20 protein-coding genes are annotated in these 23893 nt (G+C 74.8%); 8 read left to right on the top strand and 12 right to left on the bottom strand.

Annotation, left to right across the window (positions count from 1 at the left end; all coding sequences use genetic code 11):
• Position 1: 1 nt before the first annotated feature.
• Positions 2 to 652: an HD domain-containing protein gene (locus BS80_RS18390; RefSeq protein ID WP_035798765.1), complete on the bottom strand. Its 651-nt coding sequence runs from the start codon at positions 650 to 652 to the stop codon at positions 2 to 4.
• Positions 653 to 733: 81 nt separating this feature from the next.
• Here BS80_RS18390 and BS80_RS18385 point away from each other — a divergent pair, with 81 nt between their 5' ends.
• Complete coding sequence (locus tag BS80_RS18385; RefSeq protein ID WP_035798764.1) at positions 734 to 1420, top strand: copper homeostasis protein CutC; 687 nt, start codon at positions 734 to 736, stop codon at positions 1418 to 1420.
• A 56-nt stretch (positions 1421 to 1476) separates the two neighbouring features.
• Here BS80_RS18385 and BS80_RS18380 read toward each other — a convergent pair whose 3' ends face one another.
• Positions 1477 to 3522: a HelD family protein gene (locus BS80_RS18380; RefSeq protein ID WP_035798762.1), complete on the bottom strand. Its 2046-nt coding sequence runs from the start codon at positions 3520 to 3522 to the stop codon at positions 1477 to 1479.
• Between the two features lie 307 nt (positions 3523 to 3829).
• Between BS80_RS18380 and BS80_RS18375 the strand changes: the two genes are divergently transcribed.
• Positions 3830 to 4063 carry a hypothetical protein gene (locus BS80_RS18375; protein WP_157536365.1) on the top strand — a complete coding sequence of 78 codons (234 nt, stop codon included), beginning with the start codon at positions 3830 to 3832 and terminating at the stop codon, positions 4061 to 4063.
• Between the two features lie 8 nt (positions 4064 to 4071).
• Here BS80_RS18375 and BS80_RS18370 read toward each other — a convergent pair whose 3' ends face one another.
• From BS80_RS18370 to BS80_RS18360, 3 genes are read right to left on the bottom strand one after another with little or no spacing between them, the layout of a single operon-like run.
• A complete protein-coding gene (locus tag BS80_RS18370; RefSeq protein ID WP_035798759.1) occupies positions 4072 to 5706 on the bottom strand; it encodes a DNA repair helicase XPB in 1635 nt (544 codons plus the stop codon).
• 45 nt (positions 5707 to 5751) lie between these two features.
• Complete coding sequence (gene pgeF / locus BS80_RS18365) at positions 5752 to 6495, bottom strand: peptidoglycan editing factor PgeF (RefSeq protein WP_035798756.1); 744 nt, start codon at positions 6493 to 6495, stop codon at positions 5752 to 5754.
• A 10-nt stretch (positions 6496 to 6505) separates the two neighbouring features.
• Positions 6506 to 9043 (bottom strand): helicase-associated domain-containing protein, encoded by a 2538-nt coding sequence (locus tag BS80_RS18360; protein WP_035798754.1) that lies wholly within the window; start codon positions 9041 to 9043, stop codon positions 6506 to 6508.
• A 162-nt stretch (positions 9044 to 9205) separates the two neighbouring features.
• On the opposite strand from BS80_RS18360, the gene BS80_RS37825 reads away from it, so the two are divergent.
• Entirely contained in the window at positions 9206 to 10195 is a 990-nt protein-coding gene (locus tag BS80_RS37825) for a hypothetical protein (RefSeq protein WP_051966761.1), read from the top strand.
• Between the two features lie 46 nt (positions 10196 to 10241).
• Here BS80_RS37825 and BS80_RS18350 read toward each other — a convergent pair whose 3' ends face one another.
• Both BS80_RS18350 and BS80_RS18345 read right to left on the bottom strand, forming a co-directional pair.
• Positions 10242 to 11126 (bottom strand): class I SAM-dependent methyltransferase, encoded by an 885-nt coding sequence (locus BS80_RS18350; protein WP_051966760.1) that lies wholly within the window; start codon positions 11124 to 11126, stop codon positions 10242 to 10244.
• Between the two features lie 74 nt (positions 11127 to 11200).
• Positions 11201 to 12154 (bottom strand): ABC transporter substrate-binding protein, encoded by a 954-nt coding sequence (locus BS80_RS18345; protein ID WP_035798752.1) that lies wholly within the window; start codon positions 12152 to 12154, stop codon positions 11201 to 11203.
• Positions 12155 to 12224: 70 nt separating this feature from the next.
• Between BS80_RS18345 and BS80_RS18340 the strand changes: the two genes are divergently transcribed.
• On the top strand, positions 12225 to 12863 hold the full coding sequence (locus BS80_RS18340) for an HAD family hydrolase (RefSeq protein ID WP_035798750.1): 639 nt from the start codon (positions 12225 to 12227) through the stop codon (positions 12861 to 12863).
• Positions 12864 to 12894: 31 nt separating this feature from the next.
• Here the strand turns inward: BS80_RS18340 and BS80_RS18335 are convergent, their stop codons facing one another.
• Positions 12895 to 13128, bottom strand: coding sequence for a hypothetical protein (locus BS80_RS18335; RefSeq protein ID WP_035798748.1), 234 nt, complete (start codon positions 13126 to 13128; stop codon positions 12895 to 12897).
• Positions 13129 to 13316: 188 nt separating this feature from the next.
• Between BS80_RS18335 and BS80_RS18330 the strand changes: the two genes are divergently transcribed.
• Complete coding sequence (locus tag BS80_RS18330; RefSeq protein WP_051966759.1) at positions 13317 to 14381, top strand: alpha/beta hydrolase; 1065 nt, start codon at positions 13317 to 13319, stop codon at positions 14379 to 14381.
• Positions 14382 to 14782: 401 nt separating this feature from the next.
• A complete protein-coding gene (locus BS80_RS43565; protein WP_035798746.1) occupies positions 14783 to 15166 on the top strand; it encodes a cold-shock protein in 384 nt (127 codons plus the stop codon).
• Positions 15167 to 15214: 48 nt separating this feature from the next.
• Here the strand turns inward: BS80_RS43565 and BS80_RS18320 are convergent, their stop codons facing one another.
• The 4 genes from BS80_RS18320 to BS80_RS18305 are packed head-to-tail and all read right to left on the bottom strand — an operon-like array spanning position 15215 to position 18736.
• On the bottom strand, positions 15215 to 16063 hold the full coding sequence (locus BS80_RS18320; RefSeq protein WP_035798744.1) for a 1,4-dihydroxy-6-naphthoate synthase: 849 nt from the start codon (positions 16061 to 16063) through the stop codon (positions 15215 to 15217).
• Positions 16056 to 16742, bottom strand: coding sequence for a futalosine hydrolase (locus tag BS80_RS18315; protein ID WP_051966758.1), 687 nt, complete (start codon positions 16740 to 16742; stop codon positions 16056 to 16058). The genes BS80_RS18320 and BS80_RS18315 overlap by 8 nt, the downstream gene beginning before the upstream one ends.
• The gene (locus tag BS80_RS37820) at positions 16739 to 17350 is read right to left on the bottom strand and encodes a hypothetical protein (RefSeq protein ID WP_051966757.1); all 612 of its coding nucleotides are present in this window, start codon (positions 17348 to 17350) and stop codon (positions 16739 to 16741) included. Before BS80_RS37820 ends, BS80_RS18315 begins: the two co-directional genes overlap by 4 nt.
• A 27-nt stretch (positions 17351 to 17377) precedes the next feature.
• Positions 17378 to 18736 carry an MFS transporter gene (locus tag BS80_RS18305; protein ID WP_408607429.1) on the bottom strand — a complete coding sequence of 453 codons (1359 nt, stop codon included), beginning with the start codon at positions 18734 to 18736 and terminating at the stop codon, positions 17378 to 17380.
• A gap of 852 nt (positions 18737 to 19588) precedes the next feature.
• On the opposite strand from BS80_RS18305, the gene BS80_RS18300 reads away from it, so the two are divergent.
• Positions 19589 to 20467 (top strand): DUF3027 domain-containing protein, encoded by an 879-nt coding sequence (locus BS80_RS18300; RefSeq protein ID WP_035798742.1) that lies wholly within the window; start codon positions 19589 to 19591, stop codon positions 20465 to 20467.
• A 103-nt stretch (positions 20468 to 20570) separates the two neighbouring features.
• The gene (locus BS80_RS18295) at positions 20571 to 23891 is read left to right on the top strand and encodes a sacsin N-terminal ATP-binding-like domain-containing protein (RefSeq protein ID WP_157536362.1); all 3321 of its coding nucleotides are present in this window, start codon (positions 20571 to 20573) and stop codon (positions 23889 to 23891) included.
• The last annotated feature ends 2 nt before the right edge of the window (positions 23892 to 23893 follow it).

Here is a 23893-nt window from a genome sequence, read left to right as displayed (position 1 = left end):
CTCAGCTCTCCAGGACGCTGAGCTCGGCGGCCAGGTTGGCGCGGGCCCGCTCCTCGAAGCGGGCGTGCGCGGCCGGGGTGCGGTAGAGCGTCGGGAGCGCGAGCAGCTGGTGCAGGATGACGGCCCGGCCCAGCCGGAAGGCATCCGCCGGGACGAAGTCGTACTCCGCGCGGACGGCCGCCGTGTACGCCGCGTACTGCTCGGCAGTGCCGCCGAGCACGGCGAGGTCGGCGTCGCAGAGCACCTCTCCGTCGCGGTCGCCGGGCAGCGGGTGGTGCCCGACGGTCAGCCGGACCAGCCGGACCACCTGGGCGATCGGTTCGGCCGCCAGCCCGGCCTCCCGCAGGGCGCGGACGGCGAGTTGGGCACTGCGCTCCTCGTTCTCGGAGCGGTCGGGCCGGTAGACGGCGTCGTGGAACCAGGCCGCGAGCCTGACGGTGTCCGGGTGTTCGGCGTGCTCGGCGAGAGCGTCCACCTGGTCCAGCACCGCCAGCAGGTGGTCGGTGGTGTGGTAGCGGCGCTGCGGTTCGGCCCAGCGGGCCAGCAGGGCGCGGCCGTAGGGCTCCGGGTCGACCGTGGCGCCGGAGCGCTCCAACGTGGCGTTCCAGCGGTCGAGCAGGGCGTCGGTGGCCGGGTGCGGGTCGGTCGGCATGCGCTCATTGTGGACCCGCGCCATGACACATCCACAGGCAGGGTCTCGCCCGGCGGGCGCCGGTATGGCAGGCTGTCTGATATGTCTAGACCAATTTTCGAAGTCATCGCGCTGACCGTGCCCGATGCCCAGGCCGCCCAGTCCGGCGGCGCCGACCGCCTCGAACTGGTCACGGACATGGCCGCCGACGGCCTCACCCCCACCCTGGCGGGCTTCGCCGCGATCCGCGCGGCGGTGGACCTCCCGCTGCGCGTGATGCTGCGCGGCCGGGCCGGCTTCGAGCCCGGCGGCCTCGACGAGCTGTGCGCGGCCGCCATCGCGCTGCGTGCCGAGGGCGCCGAGGAGTTCGTCTTCGGCTTCCTGGACGCGGACGGCGCGCCGGACCTGACCGCGGTGCGGGCGCTGGCGGAGGCCGTCGACGGCTGCCGCTGGACCTTCCACCGGGCGATCGACCACAGCGCCGACCGGTCCGCGGTGCGCGCGGCGTTGGCCGAGCTGCCGGGCCTGGACACCTTCCTGACGGCCGGTTCCCCGGCCGGCGTCTCACACGGACGCGAGGTGCTGGCCGGTGAGTTGGCCAAGGCGGGCGAGCCGGGCTACCGGCCGCAGATCCTGATCGGCGGCGGGCTGTACGCCGAGCACGTCCCGGAGCTGCGCGCGGCCGGCTTCGACGCCTTCCACGTCGGGGGCGCCGTGCGGTCCGAGGGCTGGGACTCCCCGGTGGACGCCGGCAAGGTCGCCCGCTGGCGGGCCCTGATCGACGGCTGAAGCATCGACTGCAGGGGGTCGGGCTCCCGCGCGGGAGCCCGACCCCCTGCCGGGGGTCAGCCCAGCTCGGGCGGCAGCGGCTCGGCGTGCAGCACCGCCAGGCCGGAGACCGCGCGGGTGAGCGCGACGTAGAGCCGTCGCAGCCCGGTGCGCTCGTCGGGCTCGCCGGCGATCACGGCGGCCGGTTCGTCCAGCACCACGTAGTCGTACTCCAGGCCCTTGGCCAGCGAGGCCGGCACCAGCGTCAGCCGGGCCTGCTCGGTGGTCTCCGCGCCCGGGGTCAGAAACGGCAGCCCGGCCGCGGCCAGCGCCTCCTCGAAGAGCGGGATCCGCGCGTCGGCGGTGATCAGACCGGTCGAGCCCTCGCGCTTCAGCGCCGTGCGGCAGGCCTCGACCACCGACTCCACCAGCGTGTCGGGGGTGTGGCGGATCGTCAGCGAGCCGGGGGTGTCGCGGATCGAGCTGGCGGGTGCCAGTCCGGGCGCGATCGTCGGCAGCAGCCGGGAGGCGTAGGCGATCACCTCCTCCGGCACCCGGAAGCCGACGGTCAGCTCCTCGATGTGCGCGGCCGGCTTGCCCAGGTGGTGCAGGGCGTCCGTCCAACTCGCGGTCGCCCAGGGGGTGGTGCCCTGGGCCAGGTCGCCCAGCACGGTGGCCGAACCGGTGCTGCAGCGCCGGCCCACCGCGCGGTACTGCATGGGCGAGAGGTCCTGCGCCTCGTCGACCACCACATGGCCGAGCGAGGCGGTGCGCTGGACCAGGTCGGTGGCCTCGTCGATCAGCACGGCGTCGGCGGGCGTCCAGGGCGCGGTCTTCAGCGAGCGGCCGGCGGTCCGGTGGATCAGCGCCTGTTCGTCCTCGTCCAGCAGGCCCTCGGCGCACTGGGCCAGGAACGCGGCGTCGGTGAGCAGCCGGTGCACCAGCTTGGCCGGGTCGACCGGCGGCCAGCAGGCCTTGACGGTGGCCTTCACCTGCGCCGAGCGGGCCACCGCGTCCTGCACCCGGTCGTCGGGCGCCTCGCCACCCTGCTCCATCTTCAGCAGCACGGCGTGCGCGATGCGCTGCGGCAGCGCCTCCATGGCGGCGCCGTAGCGGATCTCCCGGGTGGTCAACTCCTCGATGATCTCGACCAGTTCGTAGGCCGGGACGCGCCAGCGGCGGGAGCCGCGGATCACCATGCAGGGCTCGGTGGGCAGCGTGATGCCGGAGCGCACGGCGCGGCGCAGCACCTCGGCCATCCGGGCGTCGCCCTTGATCCGCGCGGCCGGGGCGGAGTCCTCGGCGCGGACCTCGACATGCGCCACCAGCTGCTGGACGGTGGCCTGCGCCACGTCCAACTCGCCGAGGGCGGGCAGTACTTGCTCGATGTAGGAGAGGAAGGAGCTGTTCGGGCCGATCACCAGGGTCCCGGTACGGGCGAGCCGGTCGCGGTGCGCGTACAGCAGGTAGGCGACGCGGTGCAGGCCGACCGCGGTCTTTCCGGTGCCGGGGGCACCCTGGACGCAGACCGTACCGGTGATGTCGGCGCGGACGATCTCGTCCTGCTCGGGCTGGATGGTGGCGACGATGTCGCGCATCGGGCCGACGCGGGGCTTCTCGATCTCGGCGGCCAACAGCGCGGAGGCGGTGTCCCGCTCCGCCGGGTCGCTCAGGTTCTCGTCCTCGTAGGCCGTCAACTCGCCGCTGGTGTAGCCGAACCGGCGGCGCTTGTCGACGTCCATCGGGGCCGTCCGGCTGGCCCGGTAGAACGGCTGGGAGACCGGTGCCCGCCAGTCGATGACCATCGGGTCGCCGTTGGCGTCGTGCACGTGCCGGCGCCCGATGTAGAACCGCTCGCCGCCACCGCCCTCCGACTCGTCGGAGGAGACGGCGTGCAGGTAGTCCAGCCGGCCGAAGAAGAGCGGGGTGTGCGCGAGGTCGGCCAGCGCGGCGATCCGGTTCTGGATCTGGTTGTGCAGGACGGCGGCGGTCACCCAGGTGCCGGCGACGTCGGAGATGTTCAGCGCCTGGGCGTCCTCGCGCATGGCGCGCAGCGCGGCGCGGGAGGAGGCGAGGTGGTCGCGTTCCCGTTGCAGGGGGTCAGTGGTGGCGGGGGAGTGCACAGCGAACCTTCCCGGCCGGGTATGCGGTCCCGGCGGTTCTCGTCGTAGCTCACGGTGAAGAACCTGGCCGGTTGCCGAGCGGCCAGGGCCTCCCTCGGCTGCCGACGGACGGCACCACGGTGCGGGAGGGGGCAAGACCGACCACCCTAGACCCAGCGGGCGGTGCGACGCCAAAGCTTTTGGGCGCCTGTCGTGCTCTCGGGGTAGCGCCGTAGGGGTGGCATACGCCGGGAGGACGATGCCGGTCCCGATAGTCGTGACCTTTGGGGTGATGTGTCCGGGATGTCGGGAAACTACGGTGGAACACATGAGCCCCGTATCCATGACGGCGCCCCCGGCAGCGGCCAAAACCCCCCGGGCGCGCACCCCGCAGACCGAATCCGTCCCGATCCCGACGCTCCCCACCCACGGCAGCACGGCGGCCGCCGCCGGCCGCCGCCGAGGCCCGCTGACCACCGCCGTCCGTAACGTCGGCATCGTGCTCGACACCGCCGCGCGGGTGGTCTTCCTCGGCCGCGACGGCGTCGGCGTCAAGCTCTAGCCGGTCGGTCAGACGTCGTCCGCGTCGATGATGCGGTAGGCGTACCCCTGCTCGGCCAGGAAGCGCTGCCGGTGCGCGGCGAAGTCCTGGTCGACGGTGTCCCGGGCGACCACCGAGTAGAAGTGCGCCGAGTGCCCGTCCGCCTTCGGCCGCAGCACCCGGCCCAGCCGCTGGGCCTCCTCCTGGCGGGAGCCGAAGGTCCCGGAGACCTGGATGGCGACGGTGGCCTCCGGCAGGTCGATCGAGAAGTTCGCGACCTTGGACACCACCAGGACGCTGATCTCCTTGGTCCGGAAGGCCTCGAACAGCTTCTCGCGCTGCGCGTTGCTGGTCTCGCCCTTGATCACCGGGGCGTTCAGCACCTCGCCCAGCTCGTCCAGCTGGTCGATGTACTGCCCGATGATCAGTGTCTGGTCCTTCTCGTGCTTCTTGACCAGCGCCTCCACCACCCGGCGCTTGGTCGCCGTGGTCGCGCAGAAGCGGTAGCGCTCCTCCGGCTCGGCGGTCGCGTAGGCGAGCCGCTCGGTGTCGGTGAGGGTGACCCGCACCTCGCAGCAGTCGGCGGGCGCGATGTAGCCCTGCGCCTCGATCTCCTTCCACGGCGCGTCGAAGCGCTTGGGGCCGATCAGCGAGAAGACGTCGCCCTCCCGGCCGTCCTCGCGCACCAGCGTGGCGGTCAGCCCGAGCCGCCGGCGGGCCTGGAGGTCGGCGGTGAACTTGAAGACCGGCGCGGGCAACAGGTGCACCTCGTCGTAGACCACCAGGCCCCAGTTGCGGGCGTCGAACAGCTCCAGGTGGGCATAGGTGCCCTTCCGCTTGGTCGTCATCACCTGGTAGGTGGCGATGGTGACCGGGCGGATCTCCTTCCTGGTGCCGCTGTACTCGCCGATCTCGTCCTCGGTCAGCGTGGTCCGCTTGACCAGCTCGTGCTTCCACTGCCGGGCCGAGACGGTGTTGGTGACCAGGATCAGCGTGGTCGACTTGGCCTCCGCCATCGCCGCCGCGCCGACCAGCGTCTTGCCCGCGCCGCAGGGCAGCACCACGACGCCGCTGCCGCCGTGCCAGAAGCCCTCGACGGCCTGCTGCTGGTACGGGCGCAGCTGCCAGCCGCTCTGGTCCAGCTCGATCGGGTGTGCCTCGCCGTCCACGTAACCGGCGTGGTCCTCGGCCGGCCAGCCGAGCTTGAGCAGCGTCTGCTTGATCTGCCCGCGCTCGGAGGGGTGCACGAGCACGGTGTCCGGGTCCACCCGGGTGCCGACCAGCGGCATGATCTTCTTCGACCGCAGGATCTCCTCCAGCACCGGCCGGTCGGTGGTGGTCAGCACCAGCCCGTGCACCGGGTGCTTGCTGAGCTTCAGCCGCCCGTAGCGGGCCATCGTGTCCGCGACGTCCACCAGCAGCGCGTGCGGCACCGGGTACCGCGAGAAGTTCACCAGCGCGTCGACCACCTGCTCCGCGTCATGCCCGGCGGCCCGCGCGTTCCACAGGCCGAGCGGCGTCACCCGGTAGGTGTGGACGTGCTCGGGCGCGCGCTCCAACTCGGCGAAGGGCGCGATGGCTCGGCGGCACTCGGCGGCTCTGGGGTGGTCGATCTCCAGAAGCAGAGTTTTGTCGCTTTGTACGATCAGCGGGCCGTCGTTCACTTTGAGCGATCCTCCATCGGTCAGACGCAGACCCTCCAGTGTCGCTCACTTCGGGCCGTTTGAGTCCTCCAGCCAGATGTACGAGGCGAAGCGGCCGGTGCGCTGGTCGCGGCGGTGCGAGAAGAGTTCGGGGTCCTCGATGGTGCAGCGGGGGTCGTGGCGGATCTCGCCGATGCCGGCGGTGGTCAGTTGGGCGGTGATGGCGGCGCGGATGTCCAGGGCCGGGGTGCCCTGGCGGGTGGTGGACCAGAGGGCGGGGAGGGTGGCGCTCGCCTCGGCGCGCATGGCTTCGGGGACCTCGTAGCAGTGGCCGCAGGCCATCGGGCCGACGAGGGCGGTCATCCGGGCGGGGTCGGCGCCGGCTTCGGACATCGCGGCGACGAGGTGGGGCACCACGCCGGTGAGGGTGCCGACCCGGCCGGAGTGGGCGGCGCCGACCAGGCGGGCCACTGGGTCGCCGAGCAGGACCGAGGCGCAGTCCGCCGCCAGCGCGGCCAGCGCCAGGCCCGGTTCGCTCGTGAGGACGGCGTCCAGCGCGGGGGCGTCCGCTCCCCAGGGGCGGGAGACCCGGGCGACCGTGGCGCTGTGGACCTGCCGCATCCAGACCACCCGGTCGGGGGCCAGGCCCAGTTCGCGGGCGGTCAGCTCCCGGTTGCGCAGGACGTCCTCGAAGCTGTCCTCGGTCGCGCCGCCCAGGTTCCGGGCGTCGAACGGCGCCTGGCTGAAGCCGCCGTGGCGGTCGGTGACGGCGTAGCGGATGCCGGGGGCGAGTTCGGGGGCGGGTTCCATGCGAGGGGCCTCAGTTCTCGTCGAGTTCGGCGACGCCGGTGATCCGGTGCAGGGCGAAGGTGTTGAGCTTCTCGGCGTGGTGGTCGAAGGCCGTCACGAAGCCGCCCTCGACCTTGACCGGGTCGATGACGCGCTGCGAGGCCAGGCCCTCGGCGTTGATGTAGCCGATCCACATCCGCTCGCCGAGCATCACCGCGGTCTGCAGCGCGGCGAGGGTGTCGGCGGCCGCGGTGCGCGGGAGTTGGCGGGTGTCGGCGCGGGCCGGGCCCTGCGGGGCGCGGTTGGCGGCGGGGCCGGTGACGGTCTCGCGGCGTACGGCGGTGGCCGCCCGGTCGCCGGCCCGGATCGCCTTGACGGCGGCGCCGAGCAGGACCGCGTCCGGTGTCTGGGGGCCTTCCGAGACGGGCGTGGGCGCGCTGCGGTGCGGGGTGCGGTGGCTGTCCGGCCGGGTGATCAGCAGGTCGCCGTCGGCGGACTCGGCGGCCGGGGCGTACCCCATCGTGCGCAGCACGGCGAGGACGGTCTCGGGCGCGGCCTGGGCGGCCAGCACGGTGGGCGCGAGCAGTCGCAGCCGCAGTTCGACGGTGCGGCGGTCGGCCAGCACCTCGGCGAGCAGGCCGCTGTCGTCGCAGCGCAGGTAGGCGGAGGCGGCGCCGACCCGCAGCACGCCGTGCCGCCGGGCCACGTCGTCGATCAGGTAGCTGAGCGGCTGCGGGACGGGCGTGCGCGAGTGCTGGCCGAGGAAGACGTGCAGGTCGGCGGCGCTGCGTCCGGCGTCCAGCGCGCGGCGGATCGACTCGGCGGTGAACCGGTAGACCGTCGCGCCGCCCTTGGACTCGATCTCGGCGCAGAGCGCGAGGGCCTGCGAGAGCGGGGTGAGCAGCGGGCCCGGGGCGATCGCGGTCAGGTCGGGCTGGAGGATCACATGGTCGAGCGGACGCGGCAGCAGCGGCCCGAGCACCGGGCCGGGGTCCTCGCCGGCCAGCAGGGCGCGGGAGTGCGCGGCGAGCGCGCCACGCCCGGTGACGCCGAGCAGTTCGGCCTCGGTCAGGGTCCAGCCGGTGAGCTGGTCGCGCAGGTCCAGCCCGTCCGGGCCGGCCGCGCCGCCGCGCAGCGGGCGCTGCCAGCGCTGGACGGCCAGCAGCGCGGCCGGGTCCGCCACGCCGCCGGGCGGGAGCTGGCCCAGCAGCTCCAGGACGGCGCGCCGGGTGGCGGGGGCGAGCACCCGGTCGAGCTCGGGGCCGAGCGGGGCGCGGGCCTTGCCCTTGGCGTCGGGTGCGCCGGTCAGTCCGGCGACCCGGGTCGCGGCCAGCCAGGTCCGGGCCAGCAGCTCCCAGCGTTCGGTGATCGGCTGTTGCAGCCAGAAGTCGTACGCGGGCGTCGGCGCCCACACCTCGCCGATCCGGGCGGGCGACTCCGACGACTCGCCGTCCGGGGCCAGCAGGCCCGCGCCGTAGGCGAGTTCGAGCCAGAAGGCGGCCTGCTGCTCGGTGCCGTCCAGGGTGAGCGCGGTGCGCTTGAGGTCGCGCACGCCCACGCCGCCGGCCCGCAGGGTGGCGGGGGGCTGCAGGCCCCAGAAGTCGAGCAGCTCCTCGACGGTGCGCACCGCCGTGTACGCCTGGCCGGCCGCCGCGCTGTCCACAGCCTGTGGATCACGCTCGACGGTCGGCACCAGCGTGGGCGCGGTGGGCTCGACGATCTGGTGGCTGCGCCCGCCGCGCAGGTGCAGCGCCAGCTCGCGCGGGAGCACCACGGTGCCCGGGCCGGACGGCAGCAGCAGCCCGCGGGCCAGCAGCCATTCGACGGGGCTGCGCGCGTCGGCGGCGGTCACCGGGCGTCCGGCGTCCGGGACGGTGCCGGTGGGCGGGCCCCAGACCAGCTTGTCGAGCACCCCGAGAGCGGCCTCCGGCGCCTGGGCGAGCAGTGCGGCGCAGCGCTTGCGGTCGGTGAACAGCCCGGTCAGCGCCGCCACGCCGGTCACCGGGTCGGCGGTGCCGGGCAGGCCCGCGCCGGTCACCAGCTGCTGCAACCGGGCCGGGGACATCCCCAGGGTGGCTTCGGCGAGGGTCGGGCCGAGCCGGGTGTTGCCGGGGGCCGCGCTGGTCGGTGCCAGCGCCTCGCGCACCGCGATCACCAGGCGCAGCGCCGAGTCCGGACCCCAGAGCAGGGCCCGGTCGCGCAGCGCGGCGAGCGCGTGCGGCAGTGCGGCGACGACGGCCGCGCGCTCCACCGGCTGGGCGGCCGGGTGCGGCTTGACCCGGGCCGGACCGGCCAGCAGGTCGCGCGCGACGGTGTCCGGGCTGCCGTCGGGCGCGGCGGCCAGCGCCTCGGCGACCTGGAGGGTGAAGCGGTCCAGCCGCTCCAGCGCCCGCAGCGCGGAGGCCCGGCTGGAGAGCCGGGCGGAGAGCTGGGTGAGATCGCTCGGGACCGGGTTGAGCAGATCGGGGCGCAGCCGCAGCAGGGTGGCCAGCGCATCGTCGCTGCGGGCACGGAGCTCTTCGGCGAGGGTGCGGGCCCTGCCGGGCTGTCCGTTCGGCTCAGTGGTCATCCGATCCAGAGTAGTCGGCCCAGGTGAAGCCCGGGAGCCGTGGCCGGGTACGGGTTCCCCGGGCGCGGGCCCGGGCATAGGGCGGGAGGGTCGCGTCGAGGGGCGGCAGTCGGTAGCGTCAGCGGGCGGCAGGGCCTGGAGCACGGAACAGGGTGGCTGGCAATGGCGGGTGGGCAGTCGGACGGACGGCCGGGCGGGCGACCGGAGGACCGGGCGCAGGGGCAGGCCGACGACGGGTACACGGGTGGCCTGTCGGGCGGTGAGTGGTGGCGGGTGGACGGTCCCTGGCGGGTCATCGGCGCCGCGGCCTCCGGCGGCCCGGACGCGGACCCGGAAGCGGGCCCCGGCCCGGCCGGGGCGGCGGACGGCGACGGCGTCTACGTCGCGAACCAGCCGGAGCCCACCCCGCGCCCGGCCGTCGCGGGGCCGCCGGTGCCGGAGGTCCCGGTGCCCCAGTCGCGTTCGATCTTCCGCAAGCGCTCGGTGCCCGCGCCGCCGGTGCTCCCGCCGATGCCCGAGCAGCCCCCGGCCTGGCTGATCGCGCCCCTCTCGCCCGGCCCGGTGCTGCCGAACGTCACGGCCGGCGACTACCCCGGCTGGGACTCCGTACAGATCGCGTTCCCGCCGGACGACACCGAGACCACGCCGAGCGCCGAACCGGAGGAGGAGCCCGCGGCGGTCGAGCCGCCGGCCACCAGGTCGCGCTGGATCCCGCTCCAGCGCAGCCCGGGCAGCGCACCGGTGAGCGGACCGGCGGAGGTGGTGGACGCGCAGGCGCTGCCGAGCCGCCGGTTCCTGAGCGGCCGCCGTCCCTCACCGCTGCTGCTGCTCTCCGCGGTGGTGCTGGTCGGCGGCTCGGTGACCGGACTGATCCTGGTGATGCTGGCAGGCTGGGTGCTCGGCTACCTCTCGCAGCAGTTGGGGGAGCTGACCAAGCGGTTCGCCGTGCTCGGCATCCCGCTGATCACGATGACCGTCTCCACGCTCTGGTTCTGGGGGCGGACCACCGGCCGCTGGGGCGCGCCGCTGGCCAAGGGCAACGCGATGTCGCACGCCGTCTTCGCCTCCGCCCCCGGGGTGCTGCGGCTGGCGGCGGTGCTCTCGGCGGCCTTCCTGCTGCTGGTGGCGATGCGCCGCAGGTCCAAGCCGTAGCGCGCCCGCGCCCAGTGCCGCGGGCGCGCGCTTGGGCGCCTCGGCGCTACCCGCTGAGCGCGGTGGTGTACCGGACCGCGGTGCGCCGGCACAGGCTGCCGTCCGGGCGGGCGAGCGGGGCCAGCTCGGCCAGGGCGGCGTCCCTGGCCTCGTCCAGCCGCTCGGCCGGGATGCTCTCCAGCAACCCGCGCCAGCCGCCGGCCCGCAGCGACTGCCACCAGGCGGCGGCGTCCGGGTAGTGCGTGGCGGCGGGGTGCTCGACCGTGCGCAGGTCGGTGAAGCGGGCGCGGTGCAGCAGCTCGGCGACCTCCTCGGGGGTGCGGCCCAGCGGGTTGAACTTGGCCGCCCTGCTCTGCCTGCGGCGCGCCGCCTCGGGCGGCAGGAAGGCGTTCAGCGCCGCCATCGGGCGGTCCCAGCCCGGCTCGTCGGCGCCGAAGGCGGTGAAGCCGAGCCGCCCGCCCGGGATCAGCACCCGGTGCAGCGAGTCGAGCGCGGCCGCGGGGTCGGGCGTGAAGATCAGCGCGAACGAGGAGAGCGCCGCCTCGAACGAGCCGTCCGGGAACCCCAGCGACTCGGCGTCGTCCACCCGGACGCTGACGTTGCGCAGCCCGCGTCCGGCGGCCTGCGCGGCGGTGGCCCGGACCATCCCGGGCGCGAGGTCCACCCCGGCGACGTAGCCTTCGGGGCCGACCTCGGCGAGTGCGGCGAAGAGCACCGCCCCGCGGCCGCAGCCGACGTCCAGGACGCGGTCCCCGGGCCGCAGCCCGGCCAGTTGGGCGAGTCGGACGCCGACCGGGTTGAAGAACGGGCCGTTGGCCTCGTCGTACTCGTCGGCGGCGAGCGAGAACGCGCGGGCCAGGGCGGCTTTGCGCCGCTGGGCCCCGGACTGCGCGTCGGATGCTGACTCACCTCGGATCTGAGTGTTCGTCATGTCGCCATGGTGGGCCCGCTGTGGCGCACGTCACAAGATGTCGGTCGGGTCGGGCCTTGGCGCTGTTCCGGCGCTCAGGCGCCGAGCAGGCACTGGAGTTGGGCCAGCACCAGCTCGGCGCCGGTGTACCCGATGCCCTCGAACCAGAGCTGGTCGTCCACCGCGAAGGCCCGGTGCGCCCGGACCGCACCGAGCGCCTGCCAGCCCGGGGAGGCCAGCGCGGCGGTGGTCCCGGCCGCCACCGGGTCGCCGTAGGTGGCGTAGAGCAGGATGTCGCCGTCCGCGCCGGCGAGTTGGTCGAGGGTGATCTCGACGTCGAACTGGTCGACGTTCTGTGCGGCGGGCCGGCCTAGCTGGAGGTCGGTGAGCAGCGAGCCGGGGAAGTTCTGCTTGCCGTAGAGCCGGATCCGCCCGCCCTGGACGAACCGCACCAGGCTGATCCGCCGGGTCGAGGTGCTGCCCGGCCCGCCGAGCGCGCGCGACACCTGGGCGAGCTGGCCGTGGTAGGCGGTGGTGATCGCGGCGGCCTCCGGAAGCCGGCCCAGTGCCTGGGCGTGCAGCTGGAAGTTGGCCTTCCAGGGGTAGCCGGTGCTCTGGCTGAGCACCGTCGGGGCGATCCGCCGCAGCGCCTCGGCGTGGGTGTCGTCGCGCAGCCGGCTGCTCAGGATCAGCTCCGGGCGCAACGCCGCGATCCGCGCGTAGTCCGGATCGCCGACCGTCCCGGTGCCGGCCACCTCGGCCAGCCGGGAGCCCGGCCAGTACCCGGGCAGGCACTGGTCGGCCGCCGCCGGGGAGGCGCCGACCGGCGTGATCCCCAGGGTCATCACGGAGTCCAGCTCGGCGGTGTCCAGCGTCACCACCCGCAGCGGCGCGGCCGCCACCGCCACCGGCCCGAGCGCGCTGCCGACCGTGCTGCTCGGCTGGGCCACCGGCCCCACCTCGGCGGTGTCGCCCCCCGGCGTGCAGGCGCCCAGCGTGACGGCAGCCGCCGCACCCAGCACGGCCCGGCGCGGCAGTTGACGAGGCATCGGCGCTCCCTGGCGGTCGGTGCGCCCATCATCCAGCAGACACCCCCCGTGGCCTGGCTAGGCTGGCCGTATGCCTTCCACCGCTGCTTATGACGCTCCGGCCCCGCTCACCGTCGGGTTCGACCTCGACATGACCCTGCTGGACACCCGCCCGGGCATCAAGGCGACCTACGAAGCGCTGGTCGCCGAGACCGGCGTCCCGATCGACGCGGACCTGGTGGTCACCCGGCTCGGTCCGCCGCTCGCCGACGAGCTGGCCAACTGGTTCCCCGCGGAGCACATACCGGAGATGCTCACCCGCTACCGGGCGCTCTACCGCGACCACGCCTTCGCCCCGACCGTCCCGCTGCCGGGCGCGCTGGAGGCCGTCGCGGCGGTCCGTTCCCAGGGCGGCCGGGTGGTGGTGATCACCGGCAAGTACGAGCCGAACGCGCGCCTGCACCTGGAGCACGCGGGCATCGTCTCCGACGCCCTGGTCGGCGACCTCTGGGCGGAGGGCAAGGGCACGGCCCTGCGCGAGCTGGGCGCGAGCGTCTACGTGGGCGACCACCTGGGCGACATCGTCGGCGCTCGCGCGGCCGGTGCGGTGGCGGTCGGGGTGGCCACCGGTCCGTACTCGGCCGAGGCGCTCACCGCGGCCGGCGCCGACGTGGCGCTGGCGGACCTGACCGGCTTCCCCGGCTGGCTGGCCGGCCACCTGGCGGCCTGAGCCGAGGCCTGGGGCCTGAGCGGCGGGACGGCTACGCGGCGTCGGCGCGCCGGCGCTGGGCCCGGGCCGAGCGGAACAGGCCGACCAGCGCGAGCAGGAATCCGAGCGGCATCAGCATGCTCGCCCAGTACGCCGGGGTGGGCAGCGGGGTGAGGTGCAGGAAGAGCGGCACGAAGGTCACGATCGTGGCCAGCGCGCCCACGCAGAAGACGACGGCCCCGGTCCGGATCAGGCCGTCGCCCGAGTCGCTGTTCACCACGGACACCACACAACTCCTGACGATTCGGTTTGAGCGGACGTCCCAGTCTCGCAGAAGACGGCCGCCGTCCCCGCCGATCGGCGGGGACGGATTCCCCCTGAGGGCCCGCTGTCCCGCTCATTTGTTCGGGGACCCTTGGAGAGTGCGGGCGGACGGGGTGCCGCCCGCCCGAGGGGACGGGAGCCGACGGACGGATGGGTCTCACCGCGCGCAAGGTGCCGGCGCTGTCCGCACTGGTCATGCTGCTGCTGGCCGCCAACGCCTGCTTCGCCCTCTGTGACAGCTGGGGCGGCTGGGACGACGGTCTCGGCACCGCCGCCGACGGCCCGGTCATCGTCCGGGACACCTTCTCCGAAGGCGTCCGGCCGCCGGGCGTGCAGGCGATCGGCGGCGAGAACGTGCGCGGCGGCCGGGCGGAGGGCCGTGACCCGGCCGTGGTCGGCAGGCTGGAGCGGGTGCGCATCCCCGGCGCCGGGACCGGGCTGAGCACCGAGGGCTACGTCTACCTGCCGCCGCAGTACTTCCAGAGCGCCTACGCGGACCGCAGGTTCCCGGCGGTGCTGGCGATCACCGCCTTTCCCGACCCGGCCCGCAGCCCGGTCACCCGGCTCGACTACCCCGCCGCCGAACTCCAGCTGATCGAGCAGGGCCGGATGAAGCCGACCGTGATGGTGCTGATGCGCCCGTCCCCGGCACCGGCCCGCGACACCGAGTGCGAGGACGTCCCGGACGGCCCGCGGTCCGAGACCTACTTCACCCAGGACGTCCCGAACGCCGTGCGGGCCACCTACCGGGTCTCGGCCGACCCGAGGGCCTGGGCGGTGGCGGGCGACTCCACCGGCGGCTACTGCGCGCTCAAGCTCGCTCTGAAGCACCCGGGCGTCTACCGCACCGCCGTCTCGCTCGCCGGCTACTACAAGGCCGCCGAGGACCCGGCCACCGGCGACCTGTTCGACGGCAGCGCGCAGCGCCGCCAGGAGGCCGACCTGCTCTGGCGGCTGGCCCACCGTCCGCAGCCCGCGGTGTCGCTGCTGGTCGGCGGCGGCCGCGAGGGCGACGGCGACGACGCCCGGGCGACCCGGCAGTTCGTCGACGCGGTGCGGCCGCCGGCCGGCGTGTCCTCGATCACGCCGGACGGTGCCGGCCCGGGCGCCGGGCTCTGGTCCCGGATGCTCCCCGCCTCGCTGACCTGGCTCAGCGCCCGCCTGACCGGCCCGGACGTCGCGGCCCTGCCGCCGTCGGGAACCTCGGCGGCCTGACGGGTCGTCACTGCCTGCGGTTCCTTGCGGACAGGGAGTTTTGACCGCAGGCCGACAGGGGTATGCAAGGTCTCGCACGGGGTCACCGACGGCCCCGCTTCCTGCCAGGGGGTGTGAGCCAGTGGAGAGTGCCGCGTCGCGACCCGGTCCCGCTGTACCCTGGCCGCCCGCCCGCGCCAGAGCCGGGCATCGTGCCCCGGCCGTACGCGAGTGAAACCCTGAGCGGTCGTTAGTCTGCCGGTGAAAAACCGCGAATGACGGCCCGTTGTCCAGCCGTCCGCCTGCTCCATGTCCACTGCCCACGACTGCGGACGCGCCGAGCCGGCACCGGTTCCCACCACTCCGTTCGGTTCCCCGGCTCAGCTGCCGGGGCGCCCACCTCCACCCCAAGGAATGTCCAGATGCCCACCGGCCAGGTCAAGTGGTTCAACGAGACGAAGGGCTTCGGCTTCCTGTCGCGCGACGACGGCGATGACGTCTTCGTCCACAGCAAGGCGCTCCCCGCCGGGGTGAGCGTGCTCAAGCCGGGTCAGCGGGTGGAGTTCGGGGTGGTCGCCGGGCATCGCGGCGAACAGGCGATGTCGGTGACCCTGCTGGACGCGCTGCCCTCGGTGGCCGCCGCACAGCGCCGCAGCGCCGACGACATGGCACCCATCGTGCAGGATCTGATCACCACGCTGGACGGCATCCTGCCCGGGCTCCAGCACGGCCGCTACCCCACCAAGCCGGCCGGCCCGCAGCTCGCCGCCCTGTTGCGCGCGGTGGCGGACCAGTTCGACGTCTGAGGCCGGTCGGTCCCAGACGTCGAACCGGCCTTCCCCCGAGCCGGGCGCTCAGGGGAAGGCCAGCGCGTCCGGTCCGACCGGCGGGACCAGGCCCTCGGCCGCCGCCCTGGTCAGCAGCCCGCGCACGGCGGCGTAGCCGGCCTCGCCCAGGTCGGCGGTGAATTCGTTGACGTAGAGCCCGATGTGCTGGTCGGCGACGGCCGGGTCCATCTCCTGGGAGTGCGCCAGCACGTAGTCGCGGGAGGCCTGCGGGTCCTCCCAGGCGGCCCGCACCGAGTCGCGGATCGTGTCCGCGATCTCCCGCAGCCGGGCCGCGCCCAGCGAGCGGCGGGCGACGATCGCGCCCAGCGGGATCGGCAGGCCGGTCGTCCGCTCCCAGGCCTCGCCCATGTCGGCGAGCTTCTCCAGGCCGTACTGCTGGTAGGTGAAACGGGCCTCGTGGATCACCAGGCCGGCGTCCACCCGGCCGTCCCGGACGGCGGGCATGATCTCGTGGAACGGCAGCACGACGATCTCGCCGAGCCCGCCCGGCACCGCGTCGGCGGCCCAGAGCCGGAACAGCAGGTACGCCGTCGAGCGCTCGCTCGGCACCGCGACGGTCTTGCCGCTCAGGTCCCCGGAGGCACCCGGCCGGGTCAGCACCAGCGGCCCGCAGCCGCGTCCGAGCGCCCCGCCGCAGGGCAGCAGCGTGTACTCGTCCAGCACCCAGGGCAGCGCGCCGTAACTGATCTTCAGGACGTCCAGCTCCCCGCGCTCGGCGAGGCCGTTGGTGACGTCGATGTCGGCGAAGAGCACCTCGGGCGCGTCCGCGCCGGGCACCAGGCCGTGCGCCCAGGCGTGGAAGACGAAGGTGTCGTTGGGGCAGGGGGAGTACGCGATCCGCAGTGGCTCAGCCACCGTCCACCTCCAGGAGCAGCTTCTCGTACGGCAGGGCGGCGAAGGCCCGCTCCAGCGCGCCGAGCGCCTCGCCGATCCGCCAGGCGGAGCGGTCGCGCGGGCCGACGGCGTTGGAGACGGTGCGCAGCTCGCAGGCCGGAACGCCGAACCGGGCGGCGGCCTCGGCGACCCCGAAGCCCTCCATCGCCTCCGCCGCCGCGCCCGGGTGGCGGGCGCTCAGCTCGTCGGCGCGGGCGGCGCTGCCGGTGACCGTGCTGACCGTCAGGACCGGGCCGGTGACCGCGCCGGTGGCGGCCGCGAGCAGCGCGACGGCGGCGGGCGGCGGGGTGTGCAGGACGGTGCCGAAGCCGAGCGCGGCGACGTCCAGGAAGCCGTCCGGGGTCTGCGCCCCGAGGTCGGCGGCGACGATCGCGTCGGCCACCACCACGGCGCCGACCGGCGCCGTCGGGGCGAAGCCGCCGGCGATCCCGGCCGACAGCACCAGCGGGTGGCGCCCGACGGCCAGCGCGCCGGCGGTGGCCGCGGCGGCCGCGGCCGGGCCGACACCGGCGGTCAGCACCTCCACCCGGCCGGCCGGAGCGCCGCGCAGCACCGCCTCGGCCTCGGCCGCAACGGCGACGACGACCAGCAGCCGGGCGTTCGGCTGCTGGTCGTCGGAGGCTGCGAGGCGGTCGGTCACTGCTGCGACGGGTCCTGGCCCTGCGAGGGGTCCTGACCCTGCGACGGGTCCTGCGACAGCGGCGAGGCGGCCGGCAGCGCGTTGTTGCGCAGCGTCACGAACCAGACGGCGATGATGTTCGGCTGCGCCGAGTTGGCGGTCTTCGGGTCGAACTCGACGACGGTGAGCGTGGTGTCGCGGGTCGAGGTGAGGACGTTCACGGCCGGCTGCAGGCCCGAGAAGGTGTTGTCCTTCTGCTGCTTGGCCAGCGGGGTGCCGCCGCCCTGGCTGCTGCTGCCACCGTTGGTGTAGGCCTGCCAGCCGTTCTTGGCGGTGTCGGGGTCGACGCCCACGCCGATCTGGTCGGCGGTCGAGACGTTGATGACCGGGAACTTCCCGATCGACTTCGCCAGCGCGCCACAGGCCTTGTTCGTGGCGTCGTCGAACGGCTTGCCCGCGTTGTAGCAGGAGGGCTCGTACGCGTGGGAGTTGCGGCCGACCGTGACGGTGGCGCGGCTCCCGACCGGAGCGTTCTTGCTGGACGCGTAGGCGATCGAACCGCCGAGCGTGCCGGCGCCGATGACGACCACGGCGCCGAGACCGGCGATGACACGGGTGCTGAGGCTCATGGCACGAAGGCTACCCAACTCTGCCGATCACGCGACGCGGGGGTGCGGTGCGCCGCTGCGAACCCCCGACCGGAGCAGTGCGACGACCGTCCACAGCAGCACGGTGGCGAGGATCGCGGCGGCGATCGACAGACCCAGCGTGCCGTTCAGCGGCAGCAGGATGCCGAGCGTGCCGCCGGCCACCCAGGAGAGCTGCATCAGGGTCTCGGAGCGGGCGAACGTCGAGGTCCGGACCGCTTCGGGGACGTCGCGCTGGATCAGCGCGTCCAGCGCCAGCTTGGCCAGCGAGCCCGCCACCCCGGCGACCGCGGCCACCACCAGCATCGTCACCAGGCCGTACCAGAGGGCGGAGGCGGCCGCCGCGGTGGTGGCCAGCAGCAGCATCGAGGTGATGGTCACCTCCGAGCCGCGGGTGCGCAGCCACGAGCCGAGGACCGAGCCCAGCGCGTTGCCGACGCCCGCCGCGACGGCCACCAGGCCCAGCGCGGCGGTCGGGGCCAGGCCGCCGACCGGTTCGGCGCGCAGCAGGAAGGCCAGAAAGAGCATCAGGAAGCCGGAGAGGCCGCGCAGCGCGGCAACCGCGCGCAGGCCGAGCATCACGGCCGGGCCGACCGTGCGCAGGCTGGCCTTCGGGCGTTTGGCGGGCGCGGCCGACCCGTCCGCGAGCTCCGGCAGCGGGGTGGGAGAGGCGTGCAGCACGGCTCGCTCCTCGCCCTTGGCCGAGTCCACCTGGTGCGGCAGGTGAAAGGCCATCAGGGTGCCGATCACGAAGACCAGGAAGGCCCCGCGCAGCGGCCAGGAGGGTCCCAGGAGGTGTAGCAGGCCGCCCACCGGGGCGGCGATCCCGGTGGCCAGCAGACCGGCCAGGGTGACCCGTGAATTGGCCTTGACCAGGGTCACCCGAGCCGGTTTGAGCCGGGGGACGACCACGCTGCGCACCACGCCGTAGGCCTTGGAGGCGACCAGGCAGCCGAGCGCCAGCGGGTAGAGGGCGAGGTTGCCGCTGGTGATGGTGCCCGCCATCGTCCAGGCGAGGACGGCGCGCCCCAGCATCGACATCGCCATGGCGGCCCGCCGGCCGTGCGGCACGCGGTCCAGCAGCGGGCCGATCACGGGGGCGAGCAGCGCGAACGGGGCCATCGTGATGACCAGGTAGAGCGCCACCCGGCCGCGGGCCTCGCCGGTGGGGACGGAGAAGAAGATGGTCGAGGCGAGGGCGACGGTGATCAGCATGTCGCCGAAGGAGTTCAGCGCGTGCAGCTCGATCAGTTTGGCCAGGCCCGACTCGCCCGCGCCGTCGGCGGAGGTGGCCTTGCGGATCCGGCGGCCGGTGCCGTGCACCACCCGGCCGGTGGTCAGGCCGGCGGCGGAGGCGCCGCGGACCAGGACGTTGCGCCGGGCCTCGACATCGACGGGCGCCGCCGCGAGGTCGGAGTCGGCCGCTGAGTCGGGCGCTGAATCGGCCGCTGAGTCGGGCGTGTCGAGTGGGTCGGATCCGGTCCGGGGCGCCGGGGAGCCGTCCTCCGGCTGTGGATCCGTAGCGTCCACAGGGGGGACCGAGGTCTGCTGTCGCGGCACGGGCACCGGCTCCGCCGCCGGTCCGTCGCCCCCGTCTGCGGGAGCGGCCTGTTCCGACCTGGCAGGCGGTGAAGCGTGCAGGGCGTGCTGCGACGGGGTTTCGTCCGCCACACAGGCAATCCTGCCTGACAATCCCGCGTGCGACGAGAGATTCCGCTTCACTCGGCGCGGCTCGGCCCCTCGGTGCACACCCGGATGCCCTCGAAGACCGCTCCGGGAACGCCCGGAGCCCGGTCGTGGCCTGCCCGTCAGCCGGGTCGCATCCGGGTCGCCCCCGGGTCGTGGGCAGGTCGCGGGCCGGTCGCGGGCGGGTTGCGGAGTGGTCCCGGACTTCCCGGACTGTCGCCGGAGCCGGGGCGACGGGTAGCCTGCACTACGCGTACCGCTGCCTTGGTGATCGCGCAGGGGGACGGACGGTATCGCCCGACGGCGGCGCGGTCGGTCCACGGACCGGTACCGGTTCGCGCAGAATAGGGAGCGGTACCACGAGCGAGTGGTACCAGCGGTTCGTCCGACACGACGCCATGCCCGGGGGGTTTCCCGCACCCGGCGGCGGGCACGTGGGCGACGGCCGCGACTGCCCGGCACCGGCCCGGCCGGGTCGCCGGCGATAGGCTGCAGGTAAGAGACTGGGAGAGAACCGACGCCGTGAGTGCTGCGATGCGAAGCCGTACCCCCGATCGGCTCTGTGCCGAGGCCGTCGAACTCGCCAGGCAAGCAGCGGTCGACTCGGTCGGCGCAGAGGCCGTCGGCGCCCACCTGGGGGTGCAGGCCGAGGGCGAGCGGGTCGTCACCCACACCTTCGAGTGCGTGGACGCCGCCTACCGGGGTTGGAACTGGGCGGTCACCGTGGCGCGCGCGCCGCGCTCCAAGCTGGTGACCCTGGACGAGACCGTGCTGCTGCCCGGACCGGACGCCGTGCTGGCGCCGCAGTGGGTGCCGTGGAGCGAGCGCCTGCGCCCGGGCGACCTCGGCCCCGGTGACCTGCTGCCGACCGACGCCGACGACCTGCGCCTGGAGCCCGGCTGGACCGGCGAGGACGAGCCGGCCCCGAACTCGGCGATCTTCGACGGCGACGACGACCTGGAGGTCTCGGACCCCACGGTCCAGCCCGCCCCGGCCCGCGCGGAGATCGGCGCCATCGCCGCCGAACTGGGGATGTCCCGTCCCCGGGTGCTCTCCCGGCTCGGCCTGCACCTGGCGGCCGACCGCTGGGAGAAGACCCACGGCGCGCAGACCCCGATGGCACAGTCCGCGCCGGCCGCCTGCACCAGCTGCGGCTTCCTGATCGCGATCGGCGGCTCGCTGGGCCAGGCCTTCGGCGTCTGCGGCAACGAGTACGGTCCGGCCGACGGCCAGATCGTCTCGCTGGCGTACGGCTGCGGCGGGCACTCCGAGGCGGTCGTGCTGCCGGCCCCGCCGGTGCCGTCCGAACTGATCCTGGACGAGCTGATGGTCGAGCCGATGCAGCTTCACCCGGACCGCGCCAGCGGCTCGGTGGAGCCCGACGCCCCGGCCGAGGAACTCGGCCACTCCTGACACCCGGGCGCTGCGGGCCCCGTTGGTCGGCCGGCCTGTCCGTTCGAGGGAGAATGCCCCCGACGGCAGGTCAGGTGTGACAGACGGGGAAGGCGGCAATCCAGTGGAGCCTCGCATCATCGGCAGCGGCGACGAACAGGCCGCCGACCACTTCGACACGGCGGCCCTGCGGCGCCGGGTTCTGGACGCCTGGGCGGCCTCCCCGGCGCGCTTCCGCGAGGACGCCAACGCCGAGGAGGAGTTGGCCCTCGGCGGCTACCGCGACCGGCTGGTCGTCGAGCTCGCGCAGAACGCCGCGGACGCCGCCGGCCGGGCCGGCGAGGGCCCGGGCCGGCTCCGGCTGACCCTGCGGGACGGCGTGCTGGCCGCCGCGAACACCGGTGCCCCGCTGGACGCGGCCGCGGTCGAGTCGCTCTCCACCCTGCGCGCCTCCTCCAAGCGCGCCGACGCGAGCCCCACGGTGGGCCGGTTCGGTGTCGGCTTCGCGGCCGTGCTGGCCGTCAGCGACGAGCCCGTACTGCTCAGCACCCAGGGCGGGGTGCGCTGGTCACTCGCCGCGGCGCGCGCGCTGGCCGACCAGCGGGCCGGTGAACACCCGGAGCTGGCCGAGGAGTTGCGCCGCCGCGACGGTCATGTCCCGCTGCTGCGCCTGCCGTTGCCCGCCGAGGGCGAGCCGCCGGCCGGCTACGACACGGTGGTGCTGCTCAAGCTGCGGGACGCCGCCGCCGAGGATCTGACCCGCCGCCTGCTGGACGGCATCGACGACGCGCTGCTGCTCACCCTGCCCGGCATCGCCGAGGTGGTGGTCGAGACCCCGGACGGCCGCAGCCGCACCCTCACCCGTTCGGCCGCCGAGCGGACCGAGCACGGCCTTGGCGTGGTCACCCTGACCGACCAGAGCGGGGAGCGCGACGGGGAGCAGGGTGGCAGGTCCGTCTGGCAGACCGTCACCGCCACCGGCGCGCTCCCCGCCGAGCTGCTGCTCGACCGCCCGGTCGAGGAGCGGGCCCGCCCGTACTGGACGGTCACCTGGGCCGTCCCGGTCTCGGCGGCCGGTACCCCGCAGCCGCTGCCGGTGGCGCCGGTCCTGCACTCGCCCACCCCCAGCGACGAACCGCTCGGCGTCCCGGCCCTGTTGATCGCCTCCTACCCGCTGGACCCGACCCGTCGGCACGTCGCGCCCGGCGCGCTGGCGGACTACCTGACCGAGCGCGCGGCCGACGCCTATGCCGAGCTGCTGCGTGCCCGTGGGGCCGACCTGGGCTCGCTGGCGCTGGTGCCCGGGCCGCTCGGGCAGGGCGCGCTGGACAACGCGCTGCGCGCCGCGATCCTCGGCCGGCTGCCCGGCACCGCGTTCCTGCCGCACCCGGCCCCCGTCGAGGAGGGCACTCCGGCGCTGCGCCCGCGCGACGCCACGCTCGTCGAGGGGGCCGACGGCTCGGTGGTCGAGGCGCTGGCGCCGATCTTCCCCGGGCTGCTGCCGGCCGGTCTGGAGCGCCGCTCGGAGCTGCGCGCGCTCCAGGTGCGGCGCATCGCGCTGGCCGACGTGGTGGACCAGCTCGGCGGCCTGGAGCGCGAGCCGTCCTGGTGGCGCAGCCTGTACGCGGCGCTGCTCGGCGCCGATCCGGAGGCGCTCGGCGCGCTGCCGGTGCCGCTGGCCACCGGCCGTACGGTGACCGGGCCGCGCCGGGTGCTGCTGCCCTCGGACGCCGCCGACTGGGCCGGCTACCCCGGCTACCCCGAGTCGCTGGCCGAGGCGTTGGAACGCCTGGACCTGCGCCTCGCGCACCCCGATGCCGCGCACCCGCTGCTGGCCAAGCTGGGCGCGGTCACCGCGACCCCGGCCGGGATCCTGCAGACCCCGGAGCTGCGGGCCGCCGTGGCGCGCTCGCTGGAGAACGGCGAGGACGACTACCAGGCCGCCGCCGAACTGGCCGACGCCGTCCTGGCGTTGGTGAAGGCGGCGGAGGCCCGGCCGGGCGACCACCCGTGGCTGGCCCGGCTCGCGCTGCTCGACGACGAGGGAGAGCTCTCCCGGGCCGGCGAGTTGATCCTCCCGGACAGCCCGCTGGCCCGGCTGGCCCGCCCGGAGGACGCGCCGTACGTCGACGAGGAGCTGTTGGAGCGCTGGGGCGCCGAAGTCCTCGCAGCGGTAGGCGTGTTGAGCAACTTCGTGCTGGTCAGGGCGGAGGACGTGGTGCTCGACCCGGACGACCTGGAGCGGCTGGACCCGACCGCACCGGCCGACCGGGCGGCCGGCGGCGCGCCGACCGGCCTGCTGGACGAGGCGCCCGACGGCCTCGCGGAGTGGTGCGAGGACGTGCTGGAGGCCCTGCACGCGGACGATGTGGAGTACGGAGTGCCGCCGGTGGCCGCCGAGTTGACGGCCGTGCGGGACCTCGACCTGGTGGACGAGGAGGCCTGGCCCGAGGCGCTCGCCGTGCTGGCCCGCCCGCCGTACCGGGACGCCGTGGTCACCCCCGTCCGGGTCCTGCTGCCGGGCGGCACGTACACCGACCTGCCGCCGTACACCGCCTGGTGGCTGCGCGACCACCCGGTGCTGGACGGCAAGGAGCCCGCCGGGCTGCGCGCGGCCGGCGCCGACCCGCTGCTGCGCGGCCTCTACGACGAGGCGCGCACCACGCTGGACGAGCAGTTCCTGCACGCCCTCGGGGTGCGCACCACCCTCGCCGCGCTGCTGGCCGAGCCGCACGGCCCGGACGAGTTGCTGGACCGGCTGACCGACCCGCAGAGCGAGGTCTCGCACCGCCAACTGCACGGCATCTACTCGGCGTTGGCGGCCGCGGACGATGTCGAATCCCTCGACACCGTCCGGGCGCTGCCGCCGCTGGACGAGCAGAGCGGACGGCGTCCGGCGCACACCGTGCTGGTGGACGCCACCGAGGCGGTCGTCGCCGACGCCCCCGACCTGGTGCAGCTGCTGCACCCGTACCCGTTGCTGCCGGTCGCCCCGGCGTTGGCGGCCGCCCTCGCCGAGCGCCTGCACGTCTCGCTGGCCAGCGAGATCGCGGGCGGCCGGGTGCTCTCGGAGGGCGCGCTGCACCGGGTCCCGGCGTTCGTCCGGGAGTTGCTGCCCGGATGCCCGGCCGCCTACGAGGAGCACGACGAGCTGCTGGTGGTCGGCCCGGACGGCGAGGAGGCGGCGGTGGACTGGCGCTGGGACACCTCGGCCCCGGCCCCCGAGCTGCCGTACGACCCGGAGACTTCCGAAGTAGCGGACGAGGACGACGAGTTCGAGGTACCGCCGGTGCCCGGGCTGCTGCACGCGGCCACCCCCGAGGGGCTGGCGGCCGGGCTGGCCTGGTCGGTCGGGCAGTGGCACCGCAGGTTCGAGGTGCTGGCCGCGCTGACCGAGCCGGACCGCGCCTACGAGCTGTCGGCCGCACGGGACTTCGAGTCCTGAGC

It is taken from the genome of Kitasatospora mediocidica KCTC 9733, from assembly GCF_000744225.1.
Taxonomy (GTDB): domain Bacteria; phylum Actinomycetota; class Actinomycetes; order Streptomycetales; family Streptomycetaceae; genus Kitasatospora; species Kitasatospora mediocidica.
The sequence above is the reverse complement of the archived record's forward strand: the minus strand, read 5'-3'. Positions and strand labels throughout refer to the sequence as shown.

What these genes read in the sequence shown, in the direction of transcription:
- BS80_RS43565 (WP_035798746.1), top strand. Translation starts at nt 14,783, where the DNA reads ATGCCCACCGGCCAGGTCAAGTGGTTCAACGAGACGAAGGGCTTCGGC.
- BS80_RS18300 (WP_035798742.1), top strand. Translation starts at nt 19,589, where the DNA reads ATGCGAAGCCGTACCCCCGATCGGCTCTGTGCCGAGGCCGTCGAACTC.
- BS80_RS37825 (WP_051966761.1), top strand. Translation starts at nt 9,206, where the DNA reads ATGGCGGGTGGGCAGTCGGACGGACGGCCGGGCGGGCGACCGGAGGAC.
- BS80_RS18345 (WP_035798752.1), bottom strand. Translation starts at nt 12,154, where the DNA reads ATGCCTCGTCAACTGCCGCGCCGGGCCGTGCTGGGTGCGGCGGCTGCC.
- BS80_RS18390 (WP_035798765.1), bottom strand. Translation starts at nt 652, where the DNA reads ATGCCGACCGACCCGCACCCGGCCACCGACGCCCTGCTCGACCGCTGG.
- BS80_RS37820 (WP_051966757.1), bottom strand. Translation starts at nt 17,350, where the DNA reads ATGAGCCTCAGCACCCGTGTCATCGCCGGTCTCGGCGCCGTGGTCGTC.
- BS80_RS18350 (WP_051966760.1), bottom strand. Translation starts at nt 11,126, where the DNA reads ATGACGAACACTCAGATCCGAGGTGAGTCAGCATCCGACGCGCAGTCC.
- BS80_RS18360 (WP_035798754.1), bottom strand. Translation starts at nt 9,043, where the DNA reads ATGACCACTGAGCCGAACGGACAGCCCGGCAGGGCCCGCACCCTCGCC.
- BS80_RS18340 (WP_035798750.1), top strand. Translation starts at nt 12,225, where the DNA reads ATGCCTTCCACCGCTGCTTATGACGCTCCGGCCCCGCTCACCGTCGGG.
- BS80_RS18330 (WP_051966759.1), top strand. Translation starts at nt 13,317, where the DNA reads ATGGGTCTCACCGCGCGCAAGGTGCCGGCGCTGTCCGCACTGGTCATG.
- BS80_RS18385 (WP_035798764.1), top strand. Translation starts at nt 734, where the DNA reads ATGTCTAGACCAATTTTCGAAGTCATCGCGCTGACCGTGCCCGATGCC.
- BS80_RS18375 (WP_157536365.1), top strand. Translation starts at nt 3,830, where the DNA reads ATGAGCCCCGTATCCATGACGGCGCCCCCGGCAGCGGCCAAAACCCCC.
- pgeF (WP_035798756.1), bottom strand. Translation starts at nt 6,495, where the DNA reads ATGGAACCCGCCCCCGAACTCGCCCCCGGCATCCGCTACGCCGTCACC.